Annotated in this window: 18 protein-coding genes; 7 read left to right on the forward strand and 11 right to left on the reverse strand. The window is 64.4% G+C overall.

Annotation, left to right across the window (positions count from 1 at the left end; all coding sequences use genetic code 11):
* The first annotated feature begins 10 nt into the window (after positions 1-10).
* The 5 genes from kdgD to AC07OK_RS28590 all read left to right on the forward strand — a co-directional run bounded on the left by kdgD (position 11) and on the right by AC07OK_RS28590 (position 4,112).
* Entirely contained in the window at positions 11-922 is a 912-nt protein-coding gene (gene kdgD, locus AC07OK_RS28570) for a 5-dehydro-4-deoxyglucarate dehydratase (RefSeq protein ID WP_494693440.1), read from the forward strand.
* Between the two features lie 69 nt (positions 923-991).
* Positions 992-2,566, forward strand: a complete 1,575-nt coding sequence (locus AC07OK_RS28575; RefSeq protein WP_494693441.1) for an aldehyde dehydrogenase (NADP(+)) — start codon at positions 992-994, stop codon at positions 2,564-2,566.
* The gene (locus tag AC07OK_RS28580) at positions 2,554-3,432 is read left to right on the forward strand and encodes an SMP-30/gluconolactonase/LRE family protein (RefSeq protein ID WP_494693442.1); all 879 of its coding nucleotides are present in this window, start codon (positions 2,554-2,556) and stop codon (positions 3,430-3,432) included. Before AC07OK_RS28575 ends, AC07OK_RS28580 begins: the two co-directional genes overlap by 13 nt.
* A gap of 198 nt (positions 3,433-3,630) precedes the next feature.
* Entirely contained in the window at positions 3,631-3,852 is a 222-nt protein-coding gene (locus tag AC07OK_RS28585) for a ribbon-helix-helix domain-containing protein (protein ID WP_494693443.1), read from the forward strand.
* Positions 3,852-4,112 (forward strand): hypothetical protein, encoded by a 261-nt coding sequence (locus tag AC07OK_RS28590; protein WP_494693444.1) that lies wholly within the window; start codon positions 3,852-3,854, stop codon positions 4,110-4,112. Before AC07OK_RS28585 ends, AC07OK_RS28590 begins: the two co-directional genes overlap by 1 nt.
* A 10-nt stretch (positions 4,113-4,122) precedes the next feature.
* Here the strand turns inward: AC07OK_RS28590 and AC07OK_RS28595 are convergent, their stop codons facing one another.
* From AC07OK_RS28595 to AC07OK_RS28625, 7 genes are all read right to left on the reverse strand, one after another.
* A complete protein-coding gene (locus AC07OK_RS28595; protein WP_494693445.1) occupies positions 4,123-4,608 on the reverse strand; it encodes a hypothetical protein in 486 nt (161 codons plus the stop codon).
* Between the two features lie 60 nt (positions 4,609-4,668).
* Positions 4,669-6,510, reverse strand: coding sequence for a glycoside hydrolase family 28 protein (locus tag AC07OK_RS28600; protein WP_494693446.1), 1,842 nt, complete (start codon positions 6,508-6,510; stop codon positions 4,669-4,671).
* A gap of 10 nt (positions 6,511-6,520) precedes the next feature.
* Entirely contained in the window at positions 6,521-9,148 is a 2,628-nt protein-coding gene (locus AC07OK_RS28605) for a pectinesterase family protein (protein WP_494693447.1), read from the reverse strand.
* The gene (locus AC07OK_RS28610; protein ID WP_494693448.1) at positions 9,145-9,939 is read right to left on the reverse strand and encodes a rhamnogalacturonan acetylesterase; all 795 of its coding nucleotides are present in this window, start codon (positions 9,937-9,939) and stop codon (positions 9,145-9,147) included. The genes AC07OK_RS28605 and AC07OK_RS28610 overlap by 4 nt, the downstream gene beginning before the upstream one ends.
* A gap of 57 nt (positions 9,940-9,996) precedes the next feature.
* The gene (locus AC07OK_RS28615; protein WP_494693449.1) at positions 9,997-11,871 is read right to left on the reverse strand and encodes a glycoside hydrolase family 28 protein; all 1,875 of its coding nucleotides are present in this window, start codon (positions 11,869-11,871) and stop codon (positions 9,997-9,999) included.
* An 11-nt stretch (positions 11,872-11,882) separates the two neighbouring features.
* On the reverse strand, positions 11,883-14,606 hold the full coding sequence (locus tag AC07OK_RS28620) for a TonB-dependent receptor (RefSeq protein WP_494693450.1): 2,724 nt from the start codon (positions 14,604-14,606) through the stop codon (positions 11,883-11,885).
* Between the two features lie 226 nt (positions 14,607-14,832).
* Positions 14,833-15,576 (reverse strand): FadR/GntR family transcriptional regulator, encoded by a 744-nt coding sequence (locus AC07OK_RS28625; RefSeq protein WP_494693451.1) that lies wholly within the window; start codon positions 15,574-15,576, stop codon positions 14,833-14,835.
* Positions 15,577-15,858: 282 nt separating this feature from the next.
* Between AC07OK_RS28625 and garD the strand changes: the two genes are divergently transcribed.
* Together garD and AC07OK_RS28635 are read left to right on the forward strand one after the other, a co-directional pair.
* Entirely contained in the window at positions 15,859-17,421 is a 1,563-nt protein-coding gene (gene garD / locus AC07OK_RS28630) for a galactarate dehydratase (protein ID WP_494693452.1), read from the forward strand.
* A 17-nt stretch (positions 17,422-17,438) separates the two neighbouring features.
* On the forward strand, positions 17,439-18,248 hold the full coding sequence (locus tag AC07OK_RS28635) for an NAD-dependent epimerase/dehydratase family protein (RefSeq protein WP_494693453.1): 810 nt from the start codon (positions 17,439-17,441) through the stop codon (positions 18,246-18,248).
* Here the strand turns inward: AC07OK_RS28635 and AC07OK_RS28640 are convergent.
* The 4 genes from AC07OK_RS28640 to AC07OK_RS28655 form a co-directional block, all read right to left on the reverse strand.
* Positions 18,245-19,240, reverse strand: a complete 996-nt coding sequence (locus AC07OK_RS28640) for a GlxA family transcriptional regulator (protein WP_494693454.1) — start codon at positions 19,238-19,240, stop codon at positions 18,245-18,247. The two genes, AC07OK_RS28635 and AC07OK_RS28640, sit on opposite strands and share 4 nt — an antisense overlap.
* Positions 19,241-19,262: 22 nt before the next feature.
* Entirely contained in the window at positions 19,263-20,333 is a 1,071-nt protein-coding gene (locus AC07OK_RS28645) for a DJ-1/PfpI family protein (protein WP_494693455.1), read from the reverse strand.
* Between the two features lie 100 nt (positions 20,334-20,433).
* Positions 20,434-22,821: a CPBP family intramembrane glutamic endopeptidase gene (locus AC07OK_RS28650; RefSeq protein WP_494693456.1), complete on the reverse strand. Its 2,388-nt coding sequence runs from the start codon at positions 22,819-22,821 to the stop codon at positions 20,434-20,436.
* Positions 22,818-23,558, reverse strand: a complete 741-nt coding sequence (locus tag AC07OK_RS28655; RefSeq protein ID WP_494693457.1) for an ABC transporter ATP-binding protein — start codon at positions 23,556-23,558, stop codon at positions 22,818-22,820. The genes AC07OK_RS28650 and AC07OK_RS28655 overlap by 4 nt, the downstream gene beginning before the upstream one ends.
* Between the last annotated feature and the right edge of the window lie 11 nt (positions 23,559-23,569).

Consider the following 23,569-nt stretch of genomic DNA (forward strand, 5'->3'; position numbering starts at 1 on the left):
TGGAGACCTTATGCAACCGAATGACCTTAAAAAAATTCTTTCCTCCGGCCTGCTGTCGTTCCCGGTCACCGACTTCGACGCTGAAGGCAACTTCCGCAAGTCGACCTATATCGAGCGCCTGGAATGGCTGGCTCCCTACGGCGCCACCGCGCTGTTCGCCGCCGGCGGCACGGGCGAGTTCTTCTCGCTGACGGCCAACGAATACACCGACATCATCAAGACCGCCGTCGACACCTGCGCCGGCCAGGTGCCTATTCTGGCCGGCGTCGGCGGCCCGACCCGCGTGGCCGCTGCCTACGCCAAGGAAGCCGAGCGCGTTGGCGCGCAGGGCCTGCTGCTGCTGCCGCACTACCTGACCGAAGCGAGCCAGGATGGCCTGATCGAACACGTGGCCGAAGTCTGCAAGGCAACCAACCTCGGCGTGGTGGTCTACAACCGCGCCAACTGCCGCCTGACGCCGGACTCGCTGGCCAAGCTGGCCGACCGTTGCCCTAACCTGATCGGCTTCAAGGACGGCGTCGGCGACATCGAGCTGATGGTTTCGATCTGGCGCAAGATGGGCGACCGCTTCAGCTACCTGGGCGGCCTGCCGACCGCCGAAGTTTACGCGGCCGCGTACAAGGCTTTGGGTACTCCGGTATACTCATCGGCGGTATTCAATTTCATGCCGAAACTGGCGATGGACTTCTACCATGCCGTCGCGTCGGACAATCACGCCGAACAAAACCGCATGCTGGACGAGTTCTTCCTGCCATACCTGGAGATACGTAACCGCAAGGCCGGCTACGCAGTGAGTATCGTGAAAGCGGGGGCACGCCTGGTGGGCCATGATGCAGGCCCGGTGCGCGCACCATTGACCGATCTGACTGCGGAAGAATGCGACATGCTGGATAAACTGATCCGCAAACAAGGCGCTCAGTAATCCCTGCGGCGGCGACAAATATAAAACAAGCGCGGCTCGTCCGCGCTTTTCATACATTGAGGAGTCATTATGCAAGTTGCTGGTGAAATGGTTATCGGCCGCAGCGCGGTCCTGGGCAAAGAAGGTACGATGAAGGCGATCGATCCATCGCGTAACGTGGAAATCGAACCGGCCTTCGGCCTGGCCGGCGCCGCCGACCTGCAGCGCGCCTGCGAACTGGCCGATCAGGCTTTCGACATCTACCGCGCCACCGGCCTGGAAGCGCGCGCCAAGTTCCTGGAAACCATCGCTGACCGCATCATGGACATCGGCCCTGCGCTGATCGAACGCGCGATGCAGGAAAGCGGCCTGCCGCAAGCCCGTCTCGAAGGTGAGCGAGGCCGTACCTGCAACCAGCTGCGTTTGTTCGCGAAAGTCGTGCGCGACGGCCGCTTCCAGTCCGCCACGCTGGACAGCGCGCTGCCGGAACGCACGCCACCGCGCAGCGATCTGCGCCTGCGCAAGATCGGCCTGGGCCCGGTCGCCGTGTTCGGCGCATCGAACTTCCCGCTGGCGTTCTCGGTGGCCGGCGGCGATACCGCGTCGGCGCTGGCTGCCGGCTGCCCGGTCGTGGTCAAGGCCCACTCGGCCCACCTGGGTACTTCTGAACTGGTCGGCAAGGCTGTCGCCAAGGCCGCCCAAGAATGCGGCATGCCGGAAGGCGTGTTCTCGATGCTGATCGGTTCCGGCCAGACTATCGGCCAGAACCTGGTCAGCCATCCTGCGATCAAGGCCGTGGGCTTCACCGGTTCGCGTTCCGGCGGCCTGGCGCTGATGCGCACCGCCGCCGCGCGCAAAGAGCCGATCCCGGTCTACGCCGAAATGAGCTCGATCAATCCGGTCTTCCTGCTGCCTGGCGCGCTGGATAACGCCAAGCTGCCGCAAGCCTTCGCCGATTCGCTGACCCTGGGCTCGGGCCAGTTCTGCACCAACCCTGGCATGCTGGTCGGCCTGAAGAGCGACAAGCTGCAAGCCTTCGTGGCCGCCGTATCGGGCACGCTGGGCGCGAAAAGTGCGACCACCATGCTGACCCCTGGCATCCACAAAGCCTATGTCTCCGGCGTCAGCGGCCTGGCCGCCATCGACGGCGTGCAGCAGGTCGCCGCCGGCCAGGGTACGGATGCCCCATGCGCTGCGCAAGCCTTCCTGTACCAGGTCGACGCGAAGTCCTTCCTGAGCAACACCGCGCTGGAAGGCGAGATCTTCGGACCGACCTCGCTGCTGGTTGTCTGCGACGATGAAGCGCAGATGCTGGCCGTGGCCGAACACGTGGAAGGCCAGCTGACCGCTGCCGTCCACGCCACCGCCGACGACCGCGAACTGGCGGCGCGCCTGATGCCTACGCTGGAACGCAAAGTGGGCCGCATCCTGTTCAACGGCTTCGGCACCGGCGTCGAAGTGTCGCACGCGATGGTGCACGGCGGCCCGTTCCCGTCGACCTCCGACAGCCGGACGACGTCGGTCGGCGCTTCGGCCATCGACCGTTTCCTGCGTCCGGTGTGCTACCAGGATGTGCCTGCGTATCTGCTGCCTGAATCGCTGACTGACGCCAATCCGCAGAACCTGCCGCGCGTCGTCAACGGCGACCTGGCATGGAACGCATAAGCGACATTCGTTGCACGGTGGGCGAAAGCCCAACGTGGAGTGTGGCGGAATCGGCCTGGTACTGGGTCGATATTCCCGCCAAACGCGTATGGCGCCTGGACGGCGCCAGCGGCGCGGCGCGCTTTTGGACCACCACCGAAATGGTCGCCTGCGTGGCGGCCAAGGCGGGCGGTGGGCTGATCGCCGGCATGGAGACGGGCATTTTCAGCCTGGAGCTGGGCGAGGCGGAAGCCGCGGTCCAGGCCAGGCTGGCTGCGCCCGCCGCCGGGCTGGGCGAGGGCATGCGCTTCAACGACGGCCGCTGCGACCGTCAGGGGCGCTTCTGGAGCGGCACCATGTTCATGGACATGTCGGCCGCGCGCGCGGTCGGCGAGCTGTATCGCTACGATGCGGTGCGCGGCATTTCGGCGCCGGTGGTGTCGGAGCTGATCACGCAGAACGGCCTGGCGTTCTCGCCGGATGGCCGCACCATGTACCTGTCGGATTCGCATCCGGCGCGGCGCATGGTGTGGGCGTTCGATTACGACACCAACGACGGCGTGCCGTCCGGCCGCCGCGTGTTCGCGGACATGTCGACGTATGTGGGCCGTCCCGACGGCGCCGCCATCGACAGCGACGGTTGCTACTGGATCTGCGGTAACGACGGTGGCTGCGTGCTGCGCTTCACGCCGGACGGCAAGCTGGATCGCCGCATCGACGTGCCGATGCTCAAGCCGGCCATGTGCGCGTTCGGCGGCAAGGATCTGGATACGTTGATGGTGACGTCCATCGTCTCCGGCAAGCCGGAAGACGCGGAGTGGGGCGGCGCAGTCGTGCTGCTGCGGCCGGGCGTGCAAGGCGTGGCGGAAACGCCGTTCGGACTGTAATGACGGGGCAGATGCTGAACAGGCTTCTGCCCTTTCTGTTTGCGGCCTTGCTGGCTGGATGTGGCGCCGCACCGGGCCATGCCGATATCGACTATTTCCACCTCACACCCTAGTCCGCCCGTTTGGTTTTTCTCAAACAAACCGGCCGAAAAAGGCGCAGTATAATTTTTATCAAATGTGCTGCGATGGAGGTGCATCATGAGAAGCATGACTGTGGAAATGTCGCCAGAAATTGACGATACCCTTACCATGATTGCTTGTGCGAGGGGGATTAGTAAAGGCGAGGCGATGCGACGTGCATTCCTATTGCTCAAAGTCGCGTTTGAAGAAAAGCAAAAATGCGATGGCTCATCATTAGGATTTGTACGGCGGATGCCCGATAACACCCTGAAGGCAGTGGGCGTTGTAACGGGTGTCTGATGGATGCCGAACCTGAGCGGAAACTTGATGTCACCGATCTGACATCGAGCAGCGTCAGCGTCAGTGAAAGTGAGCGGCTGAAGTTCGCCAAGCAGATACTGCTGGGATTGGCGCTGCTGTGTACGTGCGAGATGGCTGGCTATGCCTGTTACCCTGAGAACCCGGCGCTGGCGCAGATGTTTGAGCTGGTAAAGATAGGAGCATTTCCATTGGTTACGCTCGTCATCTCGTTTTACTTCACTAACGGCTCCAAGAAGTGACCGCTGCAGCTTACTGCTTCTTCAGCACCAGCTTGAACTGCGTGACCCATTTATCCTTGATGTTCATTTCGCTGAAGGCCTCGTAGGCGTCGGCACCGGCGGGTGTCCAGCGGACGCGGTAGGTGAGGGACTGGTTGCCGGCGATGTATTGTGTGGCGGGGAATTCCAGGCCGGTGGCGGTCGGCGTCATCGTGCCGCGGCTGTAGCCGCCGCCGTTTTCAACGTACAGGAACGCCACCTGCCTGGCCGCTGAATCGTAGTAATAGATCGTCTCGCCGATATAGTCCGGCTTGCCCGGCGTGCGCACGGTGTGCATGTCGCGTAGCACATTGCCGTCGTATTGCCACTGGAAGCAATGCTCGTCGCTCTGCTTACCTTCCGGGAAGTCACCCTTCCAGCAATGCCCGGCCAGGAAGGCCATCGGCTTGAGCGCCTCGACAGGCGCCGCCTGCGTGGCGGCGGATGACAACAACAGCAGCATCAACAGTGGTCGCATGGCGGACTCCGGACGTGTAAGTCACGTCAGTATATGCGAATTCATACCAGGTCCCGCTGCTTAGGCCGACAGCGTCGTGTTATGCACCTTGCCGCCGATCGTGACATTTTTCAGCGTCAGGCCTTGCACGTTGTAGAGGAACCAGGGCTGCGCCATGTTGGCGGGCAGGCCGAAGTCGCAGTCGGTGATGGTGACGTCGGTGACGGGAACGACGGCCGGCATCGGCAGCGGGCCGTTGTAGTCCGATGCCACGGGGCCGAGGATCACGATGGCCTGGTAGCACGACACCACCTTGCCATCCTTGGTCTTGACGTTGCCGACCTTGACGTTGGAGATGTGGACGTTGCTGACCACCGGCGGCCGCGTGCGGACATTGTCGCTGAGCGGCGTGTAGTCGCAATCGAAGGTGACGATGGCGCCTGCCGCCGTGGCGACGGTCTTCGATTGTATCGGCGATCCCGGCAGCGATGCGTAGAACGAAGGGCTGGTTTGCACGCCGTTCGGTATCGAGATGTCGCGCACATGGAAGTTGCGCAGGTAGCCGCCGCGATTGAGGTTGGTCTTCAGGCGGATTGCCGTGTTCAAGGGATTGGTGGCCCAGTTGATGTTCTGGAAAACCAGCTTCTGCGCGAAGACGTTCTGGATGCCGCCCGCCATCTCGCTGCCCAGTGTGACGGCGCCATGGCCGCTCTGCATGGTGCAGTTCTGGATCACGATGTTCTGCGACGGGCCATACTGCGTATCGAGATCCTTGCCGGCCTTGATGGCGATGCAGTCGTCGCCGGTGTCGAAGGTGCAGCCGTCGATCAGCACATGGTCGCACGCTTCCGGATCGAATCCGTCGCTGTTGGGACCCAGGCTTTCGCAGTGGACCTTGCGGATGACGATGTTGCGGCAGTGGACAGGGTGGTGCTGCCAGAACGGCGTGTGCGTCACGTGGTAGCCTTCCAGCAGCACGTTGGTGCAGCCGATCAGCTGTATCATCGGCGGCCGCAGGAAGTGGCCCAAGCCGAACACGCGCCGGGACAGCGGCACGCCCGCTTCCGATAGCGCCGGCAGGTATTGCGCGTCCGCGCGCCAGCGGGCGCCTTCGCCTTGTATCAGCTGGCGTTCCGCTTCGGTCAGTCGCGGCGCGATGGTGGACAGCGACTCGGCGTTCAGCGGATTCTCGGTATTCTCCGACATCTTCCCCTTGGTGAAATTGGGCGTGGAGCCTTGCGCCACCGCGTTCAACGTTTTGAGCTTACCCTTCCAGGTCCACCAGCAGTCGCCTTCATCGTTGAACGGTACGCCGCCCTGGCCGTTCAGGGTGCTGGTCCAGTCGTCGCCAGTCAGGGCGATGTTGTCCTGGCCGTACGCGTAGATCATCGACGAGAAGTTCAGGCAGTCGTTGCTCTGCCAGCGCGAGATCGACAGCTTGCCCTGCTTGCCGCAATCGATGTCGCCGTACTTGGCGTAGTCGGCCGGGTTGTTGCTGAAGTAGATCTGCGCGCCGGCGCTCAGATGCAGGTTCACGTTCGACAGCAGCACGACAGGGCCGGCGCAGTACCAGTTCCCGGCCGGGATCAGCACGCGGCCACCACCCGCCTCGTGGCAGGCTTTGATGGCGGCCTTGAAGGCGGCGTAGCAGTCGTTCGATCCGGCGGCAGGGGTATCGACGGTGTCCTGTTCTTCGAACGAGATCCAGGCCTTGACCTTGACTATCTTGCAGGTCTGCGCACCGTAGGCGGTGATGACGAAGTCCTGCTTGCGGAACGTGAGTGGCCGCGAGACGCGGTCGATGATGGCTTGCGCTTGCAGCCACGGATCGGGCGCGGTGGCAGCGCGTGCCGGCATGCCGAGCGACAGGCCGGCGGCCGGCAGGGCTTTCATCAGACTGCGGCGCTGGGTGTTGATAGTCATGCGGTATTCCTTATTCGTCCGAATTGTTGAACTCACCGAGGAAGACTTCCGCCGGCGATGGCTTTGCGGTGTAGCCGAGATCCTTGACGGGATCAATGCCGGCTTTAATCAGGTTGTTCCAATGGTCGTCGGAGTTGTATTGGGCAGGGCGGTAGGCCAGCGTGCCTTTCTTGTTCCAGTCCGACCATGGCGCCGCGCGGTTGATGTGCGAACCGATGCGCGAATTCATGACGACCATTTTTCCGACCGCTTCCAGCGAGTTCCTGGCGACAGTGCCTTTCGGCGCCTGGTAGCCGTTGGCGGGGCCGAAGGTGCAGGCGTAGCCGTCGACGGGAACCTTGTCGTAGGGCGTGCAGCGCGAGTTGTGGAACCATTGGCGCAGCAGGTAGAACGCGCCGGCGCTGGCGTTTGGCGAACTGTCGTGCGTGAAGCGGCAGTTGTCGAAAACGAAGCCGTAGCGGGTTTTGACGTGTGTATCCGGCGCGGCGGCGTAGGACAGGCCACGGTCGCCCAGAGACTTAATCTCGGTCTGGTGGAAGTAGGCGGTACTGTCGCCGAAGATAAAATCGACGTCGCCTTCGATGTAGGACTTGTTGAAGAAGCTGCGCGAGGTGTTGGCTACCTGCGGGGCCTTCAAGTACAGCGTGTCCTGGAAACCGATCAGGCGGATATTTTCGAACTGCGCCTTGTCGGCGCCGTCCACTTGCAGCGCCAGCGCCTGGTGGTGAATGTTGTTGACGTTGGGGAGCGCTTCGGCGCGGGCATTGCCAGTGTCTTTGTTGTAGGCGTTTTCGAACGTCAGGTTGCGAGCCTGGAAGCCGTTGTCCTGCACCCAGACGGTGGCGGTGCCGAAGGTGCCGATCTGGGCGCGGTCCTTGATGGTCGCGTACATCGCCTGAACCGCAGGAGCGGCCTTGGCGAATTGCGCATCGTATAGCCGGGCGTAGTCGGCGCCGGTGTTGGAGGCGTCCAGCCGGGCGGTGATTTTGGTGGCGCCAGCGTCCTTGCCTTCGCCGTACATGGTGATCGGCGCGGTGGAGGCGGGGATGTAGACCAGCTCCTGGTAGATGCCCGGTTTGAGCAGCATGTAAAGGCGCTTGGCGGGATGGGCCTTGCTGTCGGCGACCGCGCGGCTGACGGCTTCCTGCACGGTGTTGAACAGCCTGACGCCGTCGGCCTTCGTGGATTTGTCGACGATGTAGTCGGGCGTGAAGGCCGCGCCTTTTGCCAGCGGATCGGACAGCGGGTCCCACGGATCGATGGTTTCGCTGCCGGCGACGCCGACGTATTTCAACACTTCGCCGTAGGCGTATTGCCTGGATTGCTCGATGCTGAGTTGCGGGCGCGTCGCGGCCGTCGTGGCAGCAGGGAAGGAAGGGAACCGGTCGGCGCAAACGGCTGCCGGCGTGGTGCTGAACTCGCCGGCGAGGCTGGCGAATTCGATCTTCCTGTCCGTCTTGCCGGCGATGCCGACGTCGCGCAGCGTCGCCTGTAGCGGATACCGCTCGTCGTAGCCTTGCATGATGACGCGGCCCGGCGTGACGCTGTGCACACCGTCGAAAGCGATGTTGGTGTAGACCGGCACCTGCGTGCCTTCCGCATGCGGGTTATAGCGGGTGCTGATGTCTATCGGCGCCTTGACGTCCCGCAGGCAGACGTTCCGGTAGCTGACCTGGTCCACCACGCCGCCGCGCGAGACGTCGCTCTTGATGCGCAGGCCGGAAGTAGTGCCGTCGATGCTCAAGTCATCGACCAGCACGCGCCGCACGCCGCCATTGGTCTCGCTGCCGATGGATATGCCATGGCCGCTGTAAAAGTGATTGTGCAGGACGGAGATATTCTCCGTCGGTCCGTTGTTGCCGGCCTTGATGGCGACATTGTCGTCGCCGGTGCGGATATGGCTGTAGGCGATGGTGATGTTGCGCGACGAGACGGGATCGATGCCGTCGGTATTGCGCGCGGCGGCCGGTGTGTCGATGCGCATGCCCCAGGCGGTGAAGCCATCCACGTTGTTCAGCGTGACGTGAAAGTTGGGCGAATTGCGCAGCGTGATTTTGTGCAGCGTGAAATCCTGAGATCCGGTGACTTCGATCAAGCGCGGCACGTTCTGGCGCGCGTCTTCCTTCTGCGCGCGGCGCGCCAGCTGCCACCAGGATTCGCCGGCGCCGTCGACCACGTGGCCGCCCTGGCCGTCGATGCTGCCTTCGCCGAAGATGCCGCTGCCCTTGGTCTTGTCGGCAGTGATGAAGGGTTTGCAGCCTTTCCCCAGCTTGTCGACAGTGCCGCAAGTGCCGGCGCCACGATCAAATAGTTTGGGATTGGTGCTGGCGTACAGCGTGGTCGCATCGTCGATCAGCAGGCTGACGCCGCTGCGCAGTGTGAGCGGGCCGGAGACGAAGCTGCGCTTATCATTTTGTGCGGACAGCCGCACTGCCTGACCAGGCGCGCATTGGTCTATGGCGTGCTGGATGCGGACAGTATCGTCCTTGCCGGGCGCGTCGCCAGCGGCCACCAGCACCGCGCAGGACGCCGGCGCGACTGGTTCGACGACCGTGCGCATGTCCTGCGCTTGCGCGGCGCCGACGCCGGAGGTGGCCAGCAGAAAGGCGATGCCTGCGTTGGACAACCGCTTCGTCATTGCTCGCTCTCTGGCTTGAACTGGCCGGCCGTCTCCGGCAAGGCGCGCTTCATCTCGTCCATCACCATGCGCGAAAAGTAGGCCGCGCCCTTGGCGCCAACATGGGTGCGGTCGAAGGCGGATTTGGCGGCGCCCGCCACTTCCACGTTGCTGGCCGCCAGCGCGGCCTCGGTGATTTTTTCAGGGCGCGGCGCCACGGCCAGCGTATCGGCTTCGCCTTCGCCCATCGCCTGCACCGCGGCGTAGCTGTCGGCGTTCAGGTCCAGCAGCGCGACGTGCTGCGCGGCGGCAGTGGTGCGGATCACATCGGCCCACGGCAGCAGGTTGTTTTCCAGGACCTTGTTGGTGAAGCTGCGGCGCGTCAGCGGCGTGACCAGCACCGGAATGCCGCCCAGCGCCTTCACCTCCTGCACGTAGCGTGTCATGTTGACGGGGAATTCGATTTTCAGGTCGGTCGAGCGGCCAGGTTTGCCCGGCTGGTCGTTGTGGCCGAACTGGATCAGCACATAGGTGGCACGGTAGGCTGCGGCGCCGCGCAGCAGGCCTTCCACTTCGTCCCAGCGGCCCTCGGCGCGGAAGCTGCCGGAGCTGCGGCCACCCTTGGCCAGATTGAGGCAGGTGTTGGTGCGGTTGATGCGCGCGCAGAATGCGTCACCGTAGCCGCTGCTGTTGGCCATGGTCGAATCGCCGACCAGGATGACGCGGATTGGTTTGGCGGACGTTTCGGCGGCGTGCGGCGCGGCGCCGGCCAGCAATAGCGCGGCGGCGAGGGTGAGGATCTGGAAGTTCATGACGATATCCGGGGAATAAAAAAAGGCGCCGGCCGCGTCGCGGACCGGCGCCTGGACTCAGGCGGAGAAGCTTTGGTTGACGGCCTTGCCGCCGATCTTGACGTTCTTCAGTTTCAGCCCCTTGACGTTGTACAGATACATAGGCTTGTCGGCGTTGACCGGCGTGCCCAGATCGCAGTCGCTGATTTCGATATCGGACACCGGCAGCACCACCGGCTTGCCCGGACCGTTGTAGTCCGACGCCACCGGCCCCAGGATTACGATGGCCTGGTAGCAGGAGTAGCTGCCGGCCTTGGTCTCGACGTTGGCGCAGGTGACGTTCGAGATCCGCACATGGCTGACGCTCGGCGGACGGATACGCACGTTGTCGTTGATCGGATCGTAGCCGCAGTCGATGGTGATGATGCCGCCCGCCGACGTGGCCACCGATTTGGTCGGGATCAGCGAGCCTGGTAGCGTCGAATAAAACGCCGGCGTGGTGCGGATGCCGTTCGGGATATGCACGTTACGCACATGCATATTGCGCAGGTAGCCGCCGCGGCTCATATTGGTCTTGAGGCGGATCGCGATGTTCAGCGGATCGCTTTTCCAGTTGCTGTTCTCGAACACCAGGTTCTGCGCGTAGATGTTCTCGATCCCGCCGGACATGATGCTGCCCAGCGTCAGCGCGCCATGGCCGCTCTGCATCTTGCAGTTCTGGATCACGATGTTCTTGGCGGGGCCGAACTGGATATCAGGGCCCTTGCCGGAATCGATGGCGATGCAATCGTCGCCGGTGTTGAAGTGGCAGTCCTCGATCAGCACATTGGTGCAGGACTCCGGATCGAAGCCGTCGCTGTTCGGGCCCATGCTGTTGGCGTAGATGTTCTTCACATGCATGTCGTGGCAGTTGACCGGATTGTGCTGCCAGAACGGCGTGTTGGTGGTCTGGTAGCCTTCGAACAGCACGTTGGTGCAGCTGATGAACTGCACCATGTGCGGCCGCAGGTAGTGGCCGATGCCGAACACGCGCTTGGCCACCGGCACGCGGGCTTCCGCCAGCGAGCGCAGATAGTAGGAGTCGGTGCGCCACTTGTCGTTCGGGCCCTGGATGAACAGGGCTTCCGCTTCGCTCAGGTGCGGCGCGATCTCGCGCAGCGAGGCCGGGTTGGCCGGATTGACGTGCACTTCGGTCTTGCCCTTGGTGTGCTTGACGTAGTTGCCCGCGCCGGCGGCGATGTCGCCGGCCCAATTCGGCTTCTCGCGGCCTTTCCACGACCACCAGCAATCAGGATCGCCGTCGAAGGCGACACCGGCTTGGCCGTCCAGGATGGCGGTGTTGTCCTCGCCGGTCAGGGCGATGTTGTCCTGGCCGTGCGCGTACACCATCGACGAGTAGTTCAGCAGGTCGTTGCCTTCCCAGCGTGTGATCGACAGCTTGCCGTTCTTGCCGCAGTCATAGGCGCCGTACTTGGCGTAGTCGGCCGGGTTATTGCTGAAGTAGACGTGGGCGCCGGCCTTCAGGTGCACGTTCACGTTCGACAGCAGCACGATGGGACCGGCGCACAGCCAGTTCCCGGCAGGGATCACCACGCGGCCGCCGCCGGCCTTGTGGCAGGCCGCGATGGCAGCGGCGATCGCCGGATAGCAGTCGTGCGAGCCGGCCACCGGGGTTTGCAGCGTGTCCGACTCGGTGAACGAGGTCCACGCCGTCACCGGTTTGGTTACGCAGGTGGCGGCGCCGAAGGCCGTCACCACGAAGTCTTCGTCGCGGAACTTCAACGGCTTCTTGAAGCGGTCGATGATGGCCTGCGCCTCCTTCCAGGGATCGGCCGCCTTGGTGCTGGCAGCCAGCGCCGCCGGACCGGCGCCGCCGGCCAGGCCGGCCGCCGACAAGGCTTGCAGGAAGCGGCGGCGGCCGAGGCCACCGCCTTTCTGTTCGTCTTTATGCATCTGTGCTCTCATCAGAAGGTATAGGTGGCGCGGACGTTGTAGGCGCGGCCGATCGGGCTGGCGGCGCTGCTCAGGTAACCGAAGCTATACAGGCTGCTGTTGGTCACAGGCGGATTCACGTTGAACAGGTTGTTGACGCCGGCGGTAACCTGGATGTTCTTGAAACCGGTGTAGGTCGTGGTCCAGTTCCATACCTTGTACGAGTTGATGTTGCGCCAGTACTGTTGCGCCACCAGGTTCTGGTCGGTGTACTTGGAGTTGTAGTTCTGGGTCAGCTGGGTGTTCCAGTTGCCGGCGGCCCAGTTCAGCTTCAGCGTGTGCTTCCAGCGGAAGGTGATGATAGGCAGGCTGCTGGTGGTGCCGTTGCTGGCCAGGCCGAACTGGCCGATGTTCGACACGTAAGGGCTGCCGTTATCGAGCTGGTTGTCGAACTGGGTCAGGTAGGTGCCGTCGAGCGAAACCTTGAAGTCGCCGTAGGCCGTGTGCGGGAAGGCGTACGAACCCGAGACGTCGATACCGGCCGCCTTCTGGCCGCCCAGGTTCATCGTGGTGTTCTTGATGTAGTTGATGGTGCCGTCGGCGTTACGCACGAAGAACGAGGCGTATTTGACTGGATCGAGGAAGTAGACCTGCTCCGGCAAGTTGGCCAGCATATTGGTCATCTTGATGTTCCAGTAGTCGATCGACACCATCGCCGACTTGGTCGGTTCGAACACGGTGCCCAGCGTGAAGCCTTTCGATTTTTCCGGCACCAGCTCAGGATTGGAACCGGTCTGCTTGGGCAGCGTGGTGTTGCAGACGGCCGAAGCGACATAGCCGGCCAGTGGCTTGCCGGTGCCGGCCGCGCCAGGCGTACCGCCAGGGCACAGCACCGGATCGTCCCACTTGGCGGCGGTCAGGCCGGTGGCGCCGGGCAGGCGGTAGCCGTAGCGGTCGAACAGCGTCGGTGCGCGGAAGCCGGTGTTGGCCGAGCCGCGGAACATCAGCTGCTTGGTCGGCTCGTAGCGGAAGCTGATTTTCGGATTGATGGTGTTGCCGAAATCGCTGAAATGGTCGTCACGCACGGCGACGTTCAGTTCCAGCTTTTGGGTGACCGGCACATTCAGCTCGGCGAACAGCGCGGCGACGTTGCGCGAACCTTCGCCGTGCGCTGGCGAGGAACTGGCGTAGGTGACTTCGGCGCTGATCGGCAGCTTGGTGTCTTCGGTGGTGTCGCGATGGAAGTCCGCGCCCAGCGCCAGCGCCATCGAGCCACCCGGCAGTTCCATCAGCGTGCGGCTGGCGGTCAGGTCGACGCCGGTGAAGGTCGATTTGGAGGTGCGGTTCTTGGCGCCATCGACCTTGATGGTGTCGAGGTAGGCCTGGCCGGCCGCGTCCTGCACGCCGAAGGGATTCAGTGCGCCGCTTTTCAGGCCGTCCAGCAGGCCCTGGCCCTTGGCGTAGCCGGATTGGTAGTAGTTGTCGCGCTGCGAAACGCCGACCACCAAGCCTGCCTTGTAGTCCCAGCCGGCGAGGGTGCCTTCATCCATGACGGACAGGCGCTGGTTCAGCTGCACGTCCTTGGTGGTGGCCAGGCCCAGGTCGGCCACGGCCCAGGTCAGGATCAGCGGTGCATTGTTCAGGCCTGCGACCGCAGGCACGCCGCCGCTCTTACCCGGATACCATTTACTGGTCGATGGCAGCGTGGCGCTGACGCCGCTGACGGCCAGCGCATTGGTCGGGTTCTTGGTTCCGAGGATGAACTCCTCGCCGCGCGAGTAGTCGATGGTGACGACGTGGTCTTCGCTCAGCTTCTTGGCTGCGCGGGCGTAGAACGTGACCTGCTGGTTGGCGTACAGCGCGGTGCCGTATTCGTTGGCGTCGAGGACGCAGGTGCCCTTCTGGCCGACGATCGAGTAGGGCGTCAGGCAGCCGCTTGCGGCGTATGGATTCTGCGCGGTCTTGTTGGTGGCCGTGGTGAAGTTGGCCGGGGTGGCGTTGCCGCCGGTGCCCAGCGTCGGCGCGCGGCCGATGGAGGCCAGCAGGGCGGCGGAGCTCAGGTCGGCGCGGTCGCGCGCGGCCAGGCGGGTGCGCTGGTGGGCATCGATGGTGCCGTAGATGCTCCAGCCGTCGCGTTCCAGGTTGCCCTTGCCCCAGGTGATGCTGGCGCGCTGCTCGTCGCCGCCGCCGTTCTTCTCCGGCTGTACTTCCTGGCCGGTCAGCGACAAGCCTTCGTAGGAGGTTTTGGTGATGAAGTTGACCACGCCGCCGATGGCGTCGGAGCCGTAGATCGACGATGCGCCATCGCGCAGGATCTCGACGCGCGCCAGTGCGCTCATCGGAATCACGTCCAGGTTGGCGTAGCCGTCGGCGATCGCCTCGTTGGCCATGCGGCGGCCGTTGAGCAGCACCAGGGTGCGGTTCACGCCCAGGCCGCGCAGGTTGATGTTGGTGCCCGAGCCGGCGTTGGACGGCGCCAGCGATGCTGACTGCGGCAGCGACATCATGACGTCGGCCAGCGTGGTGATGCCTTGCTTGATGAAGTCCTCGGCCTTGACGGTGCTGACCGGCAGCGATGCCTCGGTGGCCAGGCGCTTGATGCTGGAACCGGTCACTTCGACGCGGGTCATCGCCGGTTCTGCGCTCTGTTGCGCGGCCGCCTGGTTGGCCAGCGTCAGCACGGCCACGGTGATGGCCGACAGCAGCAGGCGGGGTTGGGCGGAACGGTTCTGGACCGAGTGATCGGACGTGTTCATGCTAGTCTCCTAAGTCTTTTTGAATAAAGTTATGCGCCGTGCTGGGAAAAGCACTGGACGTGATTGGAGCACCTCGCGTACTCCGTGCCGTTGAGACGAGGGCCGTCGTGGTGAACACGGGCCGAGGTCGCAAAACGGTCGATAACTTATTGCTTTGTTCGCGGACCGGCATCGAGGCCGGCCCTGCGTTACTGCGGTGCTGCCTTACTGCTTGCTACGACTTCTTTTATCCGCGCGAGAAGGTGCGGGTCACGCGTTCCAGGTGGGCGCGCATGGCTTTGCGCGCGGCCGCCGGATCGTGGGCGGCGATCGCCTCCAGGATGCGGCGGTGATCCTTCAGCGTTTCCTGGCGCAGTTCCTCGGTCTGGAAGTGTTCTTTCAACTTGTGCCACAGGCGGCCGCGCTGGTCCCACAGGTAGTTCAGCGATCCGACCAGCGCACTGTTGCCGGTGGCGCGCGCGATGGCCAGGTGGAAGTTGCGGTCGGCCTGCTCATTGCTCGAATAATTGGCGTGGTTCTGTTCCATCTCGACGACCGCCTTGAGGATGGCGTCGATGGCGCCGTCGGTGGCGACGCGGGCGGCGATGGCGGCGATCTCGGATTCGATCAGGCGGCGCGCGGACAGCACTTCGAACGGACCGGGACCGGCTTCCGGCAGGTCTGCGGTCGAGGGTTCCGGCTTTTCGCTGACATAGACGCCGGAGCCCCCGCGCACTTCGATCACACCGCCCAGTTCCAGCGCGATCAGCGCTTCGCGCAGCGAGGCGCGACTGACGCTCAACTTGATGGCCAGGTCGCGTTCCGACGGCAGGCGTTCGCCGCCGGCGATCTTCTCTTCGCGTATCAGGTCCTGGATGCGGTCGGCCACTACGCGGTACAGGCGCGGTTCGTGGGCGTTGCTATCGGCAGGGGCGGCAGTCTTTTTCAGCATCTGTGTCTCGTATTCGTGGGGTGGCCTGGATATCGCCATCTGGTCAGGCCATTCTAAGGTGGTCAGACCAAATACGCAATGTGGACTAGCCAAATTAATTTTTAGCTGTCATACTAAAATCGTCATGCAGCTGCGGGAAGGGGGAGTTTACAGGGCTGTAGCCCAGCAAACAAGCCGTTTCCGCCTGTGGTGCCTAGGCCACAAACCGCGCTGGCCCGGCCCGATGGGAAGTGGCCTGACCACTTTTGCAGCGCACCAAATAACGCGAAAAACAACGTTCGCCGGGACGCAGGGCCCGGAACAGGAAGACAAGGAATCCACATGCCGACACCGACGATCACAGGTACGCCGCGCTACATCCTCATGCACGACCACGATAACGTCGCCATCGTCGTCAACGACGGCGGCCTGCCTGCCGGCGCGGTCTTCGCCAGCGGCCTGGCGCTGCTGGAAGCCGTCCCGCAGGGCCACAAGGTGGCGCTGTGCGCTATCGCCAAGGGCGATCCGGTGCGGCGCTACAACGTCACCATCGGCTACGCCGCGCACGACATCGCCGCCGGCAGCTGGGTCGCCGAGCCGCAGGTGGAGATGCCGCCCGCGCGCGAACTGGTCAACCTGCCGATATCGACCAACCTGCCGCCGCCGGCCGAGCCGCTGGAAGGCTATACGTTTGAAGGCTTCCGCAATCCCGACGGCAGCGTCGGCACGCGCAACATCCTGGCCATCACCACCACGGTGCAATGCGTGGCGGGGGTGGTGGAGTTCGCGGTCAAGCGCATCAAGGAAGAACTGCTGCCCAAGTATCCCAACGTCGACGACGTGGTGGGACTGGAGCACACCTACGGCTGCGGCGTGGCGATCGATGCGCCGGGCGCGATGGTGCCGATCCGCACGCTGCGCAATATCAGCCTCAATCCGAATTTCGGCGGGCAGGCAATGGTGGTCAGCCTCGGTTGCGAGAAGCTGCAGCCGGCGCGCCTGTTCCCCAAAGGTTCGATACCGATCCAGAACGGCGGCGGCGCCGATCCGGCGCTGGTGTGCCTGCAGGACGCGGCCCATGTGGGCTTCATGTCGATGATCGACTCGATCATGAAGCAGGCCGAGATCAACTTGGCCGCGCTGGACCTGCGCCGCCGCGAGACCGTGCCGGCCTCCGAGCTGGTGGTCGGCGTGCAGTGCGGCGGCAGTGACGCCTTCTCCGGTGTGACCGCCAATCCGGCCGTCGGCTACGCCACCGACCTGCTGGTGCGTGCCGGCGCCACGGTGATGTTCTCCGAAGTGACCGAGGTACGCGACGGCATCGACCAGCTGACCTCACGCGCGGCCACGCCGGAAGTGGCGCAGGCGATGATCCGCGAGATGGAGTGGTACGACAATTACCTCAAGCGCGGCGGCGTGGACCGCAGCGCCAACACCACGCCCGGCAACAAGAAGGGCGGTCTGTCGAACATCGTCGAGAAGGCGATGGGCTCCATCGTCAAATCCGGCAGCAGCGCGATTTCCGGCGTGCTGTCGCCGGGCGAGAAGCTGACGCAGAAGGGCCTGATCTACGCCGCCACCCCGGCCAGCGATTTCATTTGCGGCACGCTGCAGGTGGCGGCCGGCATGAACGTGCATATCTTCACCACCGGCCGTGGCACGCCGTACGGCCTGGCCGAAGTGCCGGTCATTAAAGTCGCCACCCGCAACGAACTGGCGGCGCGCTGGCATGACCTGATGGACATTAACGCCGGCACCATCGCCAGCGGCGAGGCCACGATCGCGGACGTCGGCTGGGAGATGTTCCAGCTGCTGCTCGATGTCGCCAGCGGCCGCCGCACATGGGCGGAAAAATGGAAATTGCATAACGCACTGGTGCTGTTCAACCCGGCCCCGGTGACCTGATAACAAGAGACTGAATCATGACCAAACCATTCAAACGATTGCTGCTGACCGGCGCCGCCGGCGGCCTGGGTGAAATCCTGCGCGACCGCATCAAGCCCTGGGCCGATGTGGTGCGCCTGTCCGATATCGGCGACATGGGCGAAGCGCGCGAAGGCGAGGAGATCGTCCAGTGCGACCTGGCCGACAAGGCCGCCGTGTTCAAGCTGCTGGAAGGCGTGGACGCGGTGCTGCACTTTGGCGGCATCTCGACCGAGAACACGTTCGAGAACATCATGGCGGCCAATATCGCCGGTACCTACAACCTGTATGAGGCGGTGCACAAGCACGGGGTAAAACGGGTGATTTTCGCCAGTTCCAACCACACCATCGGCTACTACAAGACCACCGACTGCATCGACGCCGACAGCCCGATGCGGCCGGACAGCCTGTACGGCGTGAGCAAATGCTTCGGCGAGTCGCTGTCGCGCTATTACTACGACCGCGCCGGCATCGAGACGGTGTGCCTGCGCATCGGCTCATCGTTCCCGGAGCCGGTCAATCCGCGCATGCTGGTGACGTGGTTCAGCTACGATGATCTGGTGGAGTCGCTGCGGGTGTCGCTGTTCACGCCGCGCGTGGGCCATACGATATTGTTCGGCACGTCGGCCAATCCGGCCAGCTGGTGGGACAACAGCAAGGCGGCGCACCTGGGCTTCAATCCCAAGGACAGCTCGGCGCAGTTTGCGGCGAACTTCCCGGACAGCGACGCCTATCCGCCGAAGGATGATGTGGCCACCATTTACCAGGGGGGCGGCTTTCTGTTGTCCGGTCCGCAGTACAAGGACTAGTTCACTGCAGCGCCGTGGCCGGAGAACCGGCTGCGGTACTGGCTTGGGCTCACGCCCAGCTGGCGCTGGAACACGCGCCGCAGGTTCTGCTCTTCCACATAGCCGGTGTTGGCCGCGATGGTTTTCAGCGGCAGCATGGTCTTCTCCAACGCGCGGCACGCGGCCTCCAGCCGCATCGCTTCCACCATCCTGGCCGGCGTGCGTCCCGATTGGCTGGCGTAGGTACGGGCGAAGGTGCGCGGCGTCATGCCGGCTTTTTCCGCCAGCCGTTCCACGCTCAGGTTTTCGTGCAGGTTGGCGGCGACCCAGGCGTGCAGGTCGTCGAAGCGTCCGCCTTCGTGCGCCTGCGCCGCCAGCGGCACGCTGAATTGCGACTGGCCGCCGGTGCGCTTGATGAACATCACCAGCTGGCGCGCCGTTTCGATGGCGACGTGATGGCCGTAATCCTCTTCGATCAGCGCCAGCGTCAGGTCGATGCCGGCGCTGACGCCGGCCGAACTCCACACCGAACCGTCCTGTATGAAGATTTTGTCGGCGTCGATGTTGATGCCGGGGTATTGGCTTTGAAGCCGGTCTACCCATTCCCAATGCGTGGTGGCGCGCTTGCCGTCCAGCTGCCCGGCGGCCGCCAGCAGGAAGGCGCCGGCGCAAACGGAACACAGGCGGCGCACCAGCGGCGCCTGGCGCACGATCCAGTTCACCAGCGCCGGCGACGCGTAGTATTCCTGTCCCTTGCAGCCACCCGGTGCGATCAGCGTGTCGATGACCAGGCCGTCCAGGCTGGCGATGGAGACCGTCATCAGCGGCAGGCCGGCGCTGGTGGTAATCATGCCGCCGTCGGCCGAGGCGACGATGGTTTCGTACAACGCTGGACCCTTGCCTGTGTGGCGTTTGCTGGCCGTGGCGAGCGCCTGCAAGGGGCCGCACAGATCCAGCAGGTTCATGTCGTCGTAGGCGAGCAGTACGACGCGCAGGGTTTTCTTGGACGGCATGACGGAACTGGTTTGGTTGGCCTCAATGGTAGGAAGGATACTCGAATTCCAATGCGACCAGCAGGGCGGTGCGGCGGCCGTAGCGCTGTTCCAGTCCTTCCAGCGCGCGGTCCAGGGCCTTGCCGGGCAAGGCGATGCCGGCGCTGGCCGGCAGCAGGTCGGGCGCGTCGGCCGCGCCTTGCACGCGATCCGGCAGGATGGTCAGGCCGGAGGCCGATTGCAACGGCTCGGCGCTGGCGGCGACGGTGTAGACCTTGCTGCGCTTGGAGCGCGACCAGGCGTCGGCAGTGAAGGCCAGCGTGATTTCATCCACGCCAGCGGCCACCGGCACGCCGATGCTGTCGCGGGCATGGAACCATTGATTGGTGTAGCCGGTGATGTAGGCGGTGAGGTTGGTGCCCAGCCGTGGACGGAAGATGTCGCTGTCATGGGTGGTGCTCCAGTCGGCGACGCCCAGCTGTTGCGCCACCTCGTTGGCACGCGCGCCGCCGGCGATGGCTTCCACCAGTGCCAGCGCGGTCGGCATGGCGGCGCTGACGCCGGCGCTGGAGATGGCCTTGCCATCGGCGACGTAGCGGATATTGCTGATCCATTGCGTATCGGGGTAGTGCTCCTTGCGATAGGATTCGGTGGCCCAGTGCGCGGTGGCGCGCTTGCCCTTGAACAGCCCAGCGTTGGCGACCACCAGCGCGCCGTCGCAGATGCTGACGATGGTGGCGCCTTTTGCGCCTTGCGCGGCAACCCAGGCCACCAGCGCCGCGTCGTCCGGCTTGACGACGGCCGGCACGATCACGTAATCGGCGCCTTGCGGGTAGCGTTGGTCGAATTCGGCGGTGGTGGCGTCGGGCTGGAGCTTCAGCGCCGGGCGCATGGTCAACGGGCCGGTTTGCGTGGCGACGCTCAACAGCTGCACCCCGCCGGAGCGGGCCAGCACGCCGTAGGGGATGACGAAATCGGTCAATTCGGTGCCGCTGTTTTCGCCGACCACGGCAACCACCGGTTTGACGCGGCCGAAGCGGTCCTGGTAGGCGGGAATTTCGCCGGCGGTGGCCAGTTGGCCGATCAGCAGGAAGAGGTAGATCAGTTTGCGCATTGGGATGGTCCTGTATGTGGCTTTGCAGGGATTATCCGGGGCGCGGGACGTGGCAGGATGACATAAAACAGTCAATTCCTGCCACGGCGGCTTTTGATAACTACATCCAGAATTGCCAGGACAGGATGACAGCGTTGTACCCGGCGTGCACCAGCATCGGACCGAGCAGGGTCTTGCTGCGTTCATAGGTCCAGGCGGTGCACAGGCCCAGCACGAAGACCGGCAACATCGACACCGGCGGGTGGACGACGGCGAAGACGGCGGCGCTCATTATCATTGCCGGTACTGCTGGCATCGAGCGGCGCAAGCCGCCGAAGATCAGGCCACGGAAGATGAACTCTTCGAACAGGGGCGCCGCCAGCACGGCCAGCAACAGCAGCCAGCCGCGCGTGCCGGTCGACGCGGACATCTGCCTGGCGACCTCGGGCCACAGCGACGAGTGCTGAAGGCCGGCCATGTAAGCCAGGCCGACGGCGCACGCTACCACCGCTGCCATCGCGCCGTAGCCCAGCGTCAGCACCATGTCGCCGCCGCGCAGGATGGCCGGCACGCCGGTGGTCTTGCTGCGCCAGTAGACGAAGCGCATCAGCATGTAGACCAACAGGCCGGATGCGGCGAAAGCCATGGTCACCGCCTTCAGCGTTGGCGTCGTCGTGTCCTGCATGATCAGCAGCGTGGCCAGGCCCTGCATGATGAAGAATGCGGTGGCGGCGATCAGGCCGTCGGAGGTGGAGACGCGCGGCGGCGGCGCGGCGGCCGGGTCCAGCAGATAGGGCAGGGCGTCGCGCGCCTTCTGCCACAGCGCCAGCGCCATCGATGCGATCAGCACCATCACCACCAGTTTCTGCGACCACACGTTGCTGTAGATCGACCAGGTGTAGAAGCTGGCCAGCAGCATGTAGAGGTAGATGTAGGTCGGCCGCACGCGGGCGCGCGCGTCGACCGCCTGCGGATCGCAGGCGAACACGCCCAGCGAGACGGCGATCAGCGAGTAGATCGGAATGCCGGCGAAGACCGTCAGCAGCAGCACCAGCATCGACCAGTCGAAGTGCGTGGTGTACCAGGCGCCGATGCCGATGACGACCAGCGGGTAGACCATCGTCAGCGTGCCCCACAGCTGGGCCTTTTCCTTCAACACGCTCTCGATCGAACGCGGCACGGTGTACAGCAGCCAGAGTACCTGGCCTTCGTTGTTCAGCGTCTGGAAGGCCGACAGCATCAGCACGTAGACGCCGATGCCGAAGGCGATGGCGGCGGTGGTGGTGTGGTGCTGCCCCAGTTCTTCGAAGCTGCTCAATTTACCGTTGAAGATCATCTGGCTGGCCACGATCACCACCGGCAGCACCAGCGTCTGCACCAGGAAGTTGCGGTCGCGGCTCAGCAGGCGCAGCTCGCGGCGCTTGATCGGCGACATGCTGGCCGATAGCCGGGCGCGCAGGCCGCCACGCGCCGCTGCGCCGGCGACGGCCGGCTGCTTGCGCCGCACGCTCTCCCGCGCGCCCGCGTTGACGACGCCGTTGCGCAGCTGGTAGCGCATCAGCGCCACGCCGGCCCATATCAGCACCGCGGTTTGGACCAGCAGCAGGGCGATGGCCTGCGCGGCGTGCGCCAGGCTCGATGCCTGCATCGCTTGCAGCACCAGGCCGGGAGGCGTCCAGCCGCCCCACGCCGGGAAGGCGCGCGCCCAGTCCATCACGAAGCCGCTGGCGCCGGGCATGCCGAGCGCCATGACGAAGTACATCAGGGGCATGCTGAACAAGCCGGTGACGGCTTGCAGGTTGCGCAGCTGGGATGCCGGAAGCCACATGCGCAAGCCGGTGTCGGCCAGCGTATGCAGCAGCGCGGCCAGTGGCAGCAGCACGAACAGGGCCGCCAGCGCGGCCAGTGGTGCGAACCAGCCCAGGCCCGAGTACCAGCCTATGATGCCGAGCGGCGGCAGCAGCGCGAACATGCCGCTGAAGTTGGCGGCACTGCGTTCCAGCAGGCGTCCCCACAACAGCGTGGAGCGTTCCACCGGCATGGTGACCAGCCATTCCATATCCCAGTCGGGTTGCGCCAGTTCCTTGCTGCCCAGCGGGAGCAGGACGGCGATCCCGAACAGCAGCGTGACCACCATCGTCAGGCCGTGCGCCAGCTCGGGCTGGAACGGCGCCTGATGCAGCTCGTCCGCAGTCAGCTCCATGTTATCGCGGCGCTCGCCGTCCTTGTCGACCACGTGGCAGGCGCTGTCGGCGACCAAGTGGCAGCCCATGTTGAGCACCACGTTGCGCGACAGGCTGACGAAGGAGAAGGCCATGAACAGCACCATGACCAGGGTCAGCACCCACAGGCTGCTCTTCTTGCCGGAGATGCCGTCGCGCGCCTTCTTTTTACGGAATTTGCGGAACAGGTTATTGGCCACCATGTTGCGCTGGCGGGTCAGGCGCATTTTGGTCATCAGCCAGATGGCGCGCGCCGGCGACAGCGGCTGTGCCGCCTGCTGCGTCATTGGGTGTGCTCCTCTGCGGCTTCGTCGGTGATCTTCAGGAACACGTCTTCCAGCGAGCCGCTGGCCGAGGCTTCGGCGCGGATCTCGTCGAGGGTGCCGGTGGCCACCAGCTGGCCGTGGTGAATGATGCCGACGCGGTCGCACAGCTTTTCCGCCATGTCCAGCAAGTGGGTGGAGACGAAGATGGTGACGCCGCGCGCGGCCGCCGCCAGCAGGCGCTCCTGCACGTCGCGCGAGGCGCGCGGATCGAGGCCGTTGATCGGTTCGTCGAGGATCAGCACCGCCGGATCGTGGATCAGCGCGCAGGCCAGGCCGAGGCGCTTCTTCATGCCCAGCGAGTAGTTGACGGCGTAGTCTTCGGCCGCTTCCTCCAGGCCGAATTCGGCCAGCAGGCGGGCGCCGCGCTCGGTCGCTTCGGCGCGTGAGTAGCCGTGCATCTCGCCGACGAATTGCAGGATCTCGCGGCCGCGCAGGTAGTCGTAGAAGATGGGGGTGTCGGGCAGGTAGCCGACGCGCCGTTTGACTTCGGCCGGCTCGGCGTGGCAATCGAGGCCGTCGATCAGCACCTGGCCGGCGCTGGGCACCAGGATGCCCATCATCATGCGGATGGTGGTGGTCTTGCCGGCGCCGTTGGGGCCGAGGAAGCCGAACACCTCGCCGCGCCGGACGGCCAGGTTCAGGGGTTTGACGGCATTGAAGCCGCCGTAGACTTTGGACAGTCCCTGGAATTCGATCATAAAGTTCCCGA

Source organism: Duganella sp. GW821-FHT07G03 (assembly GCF_059418605.1).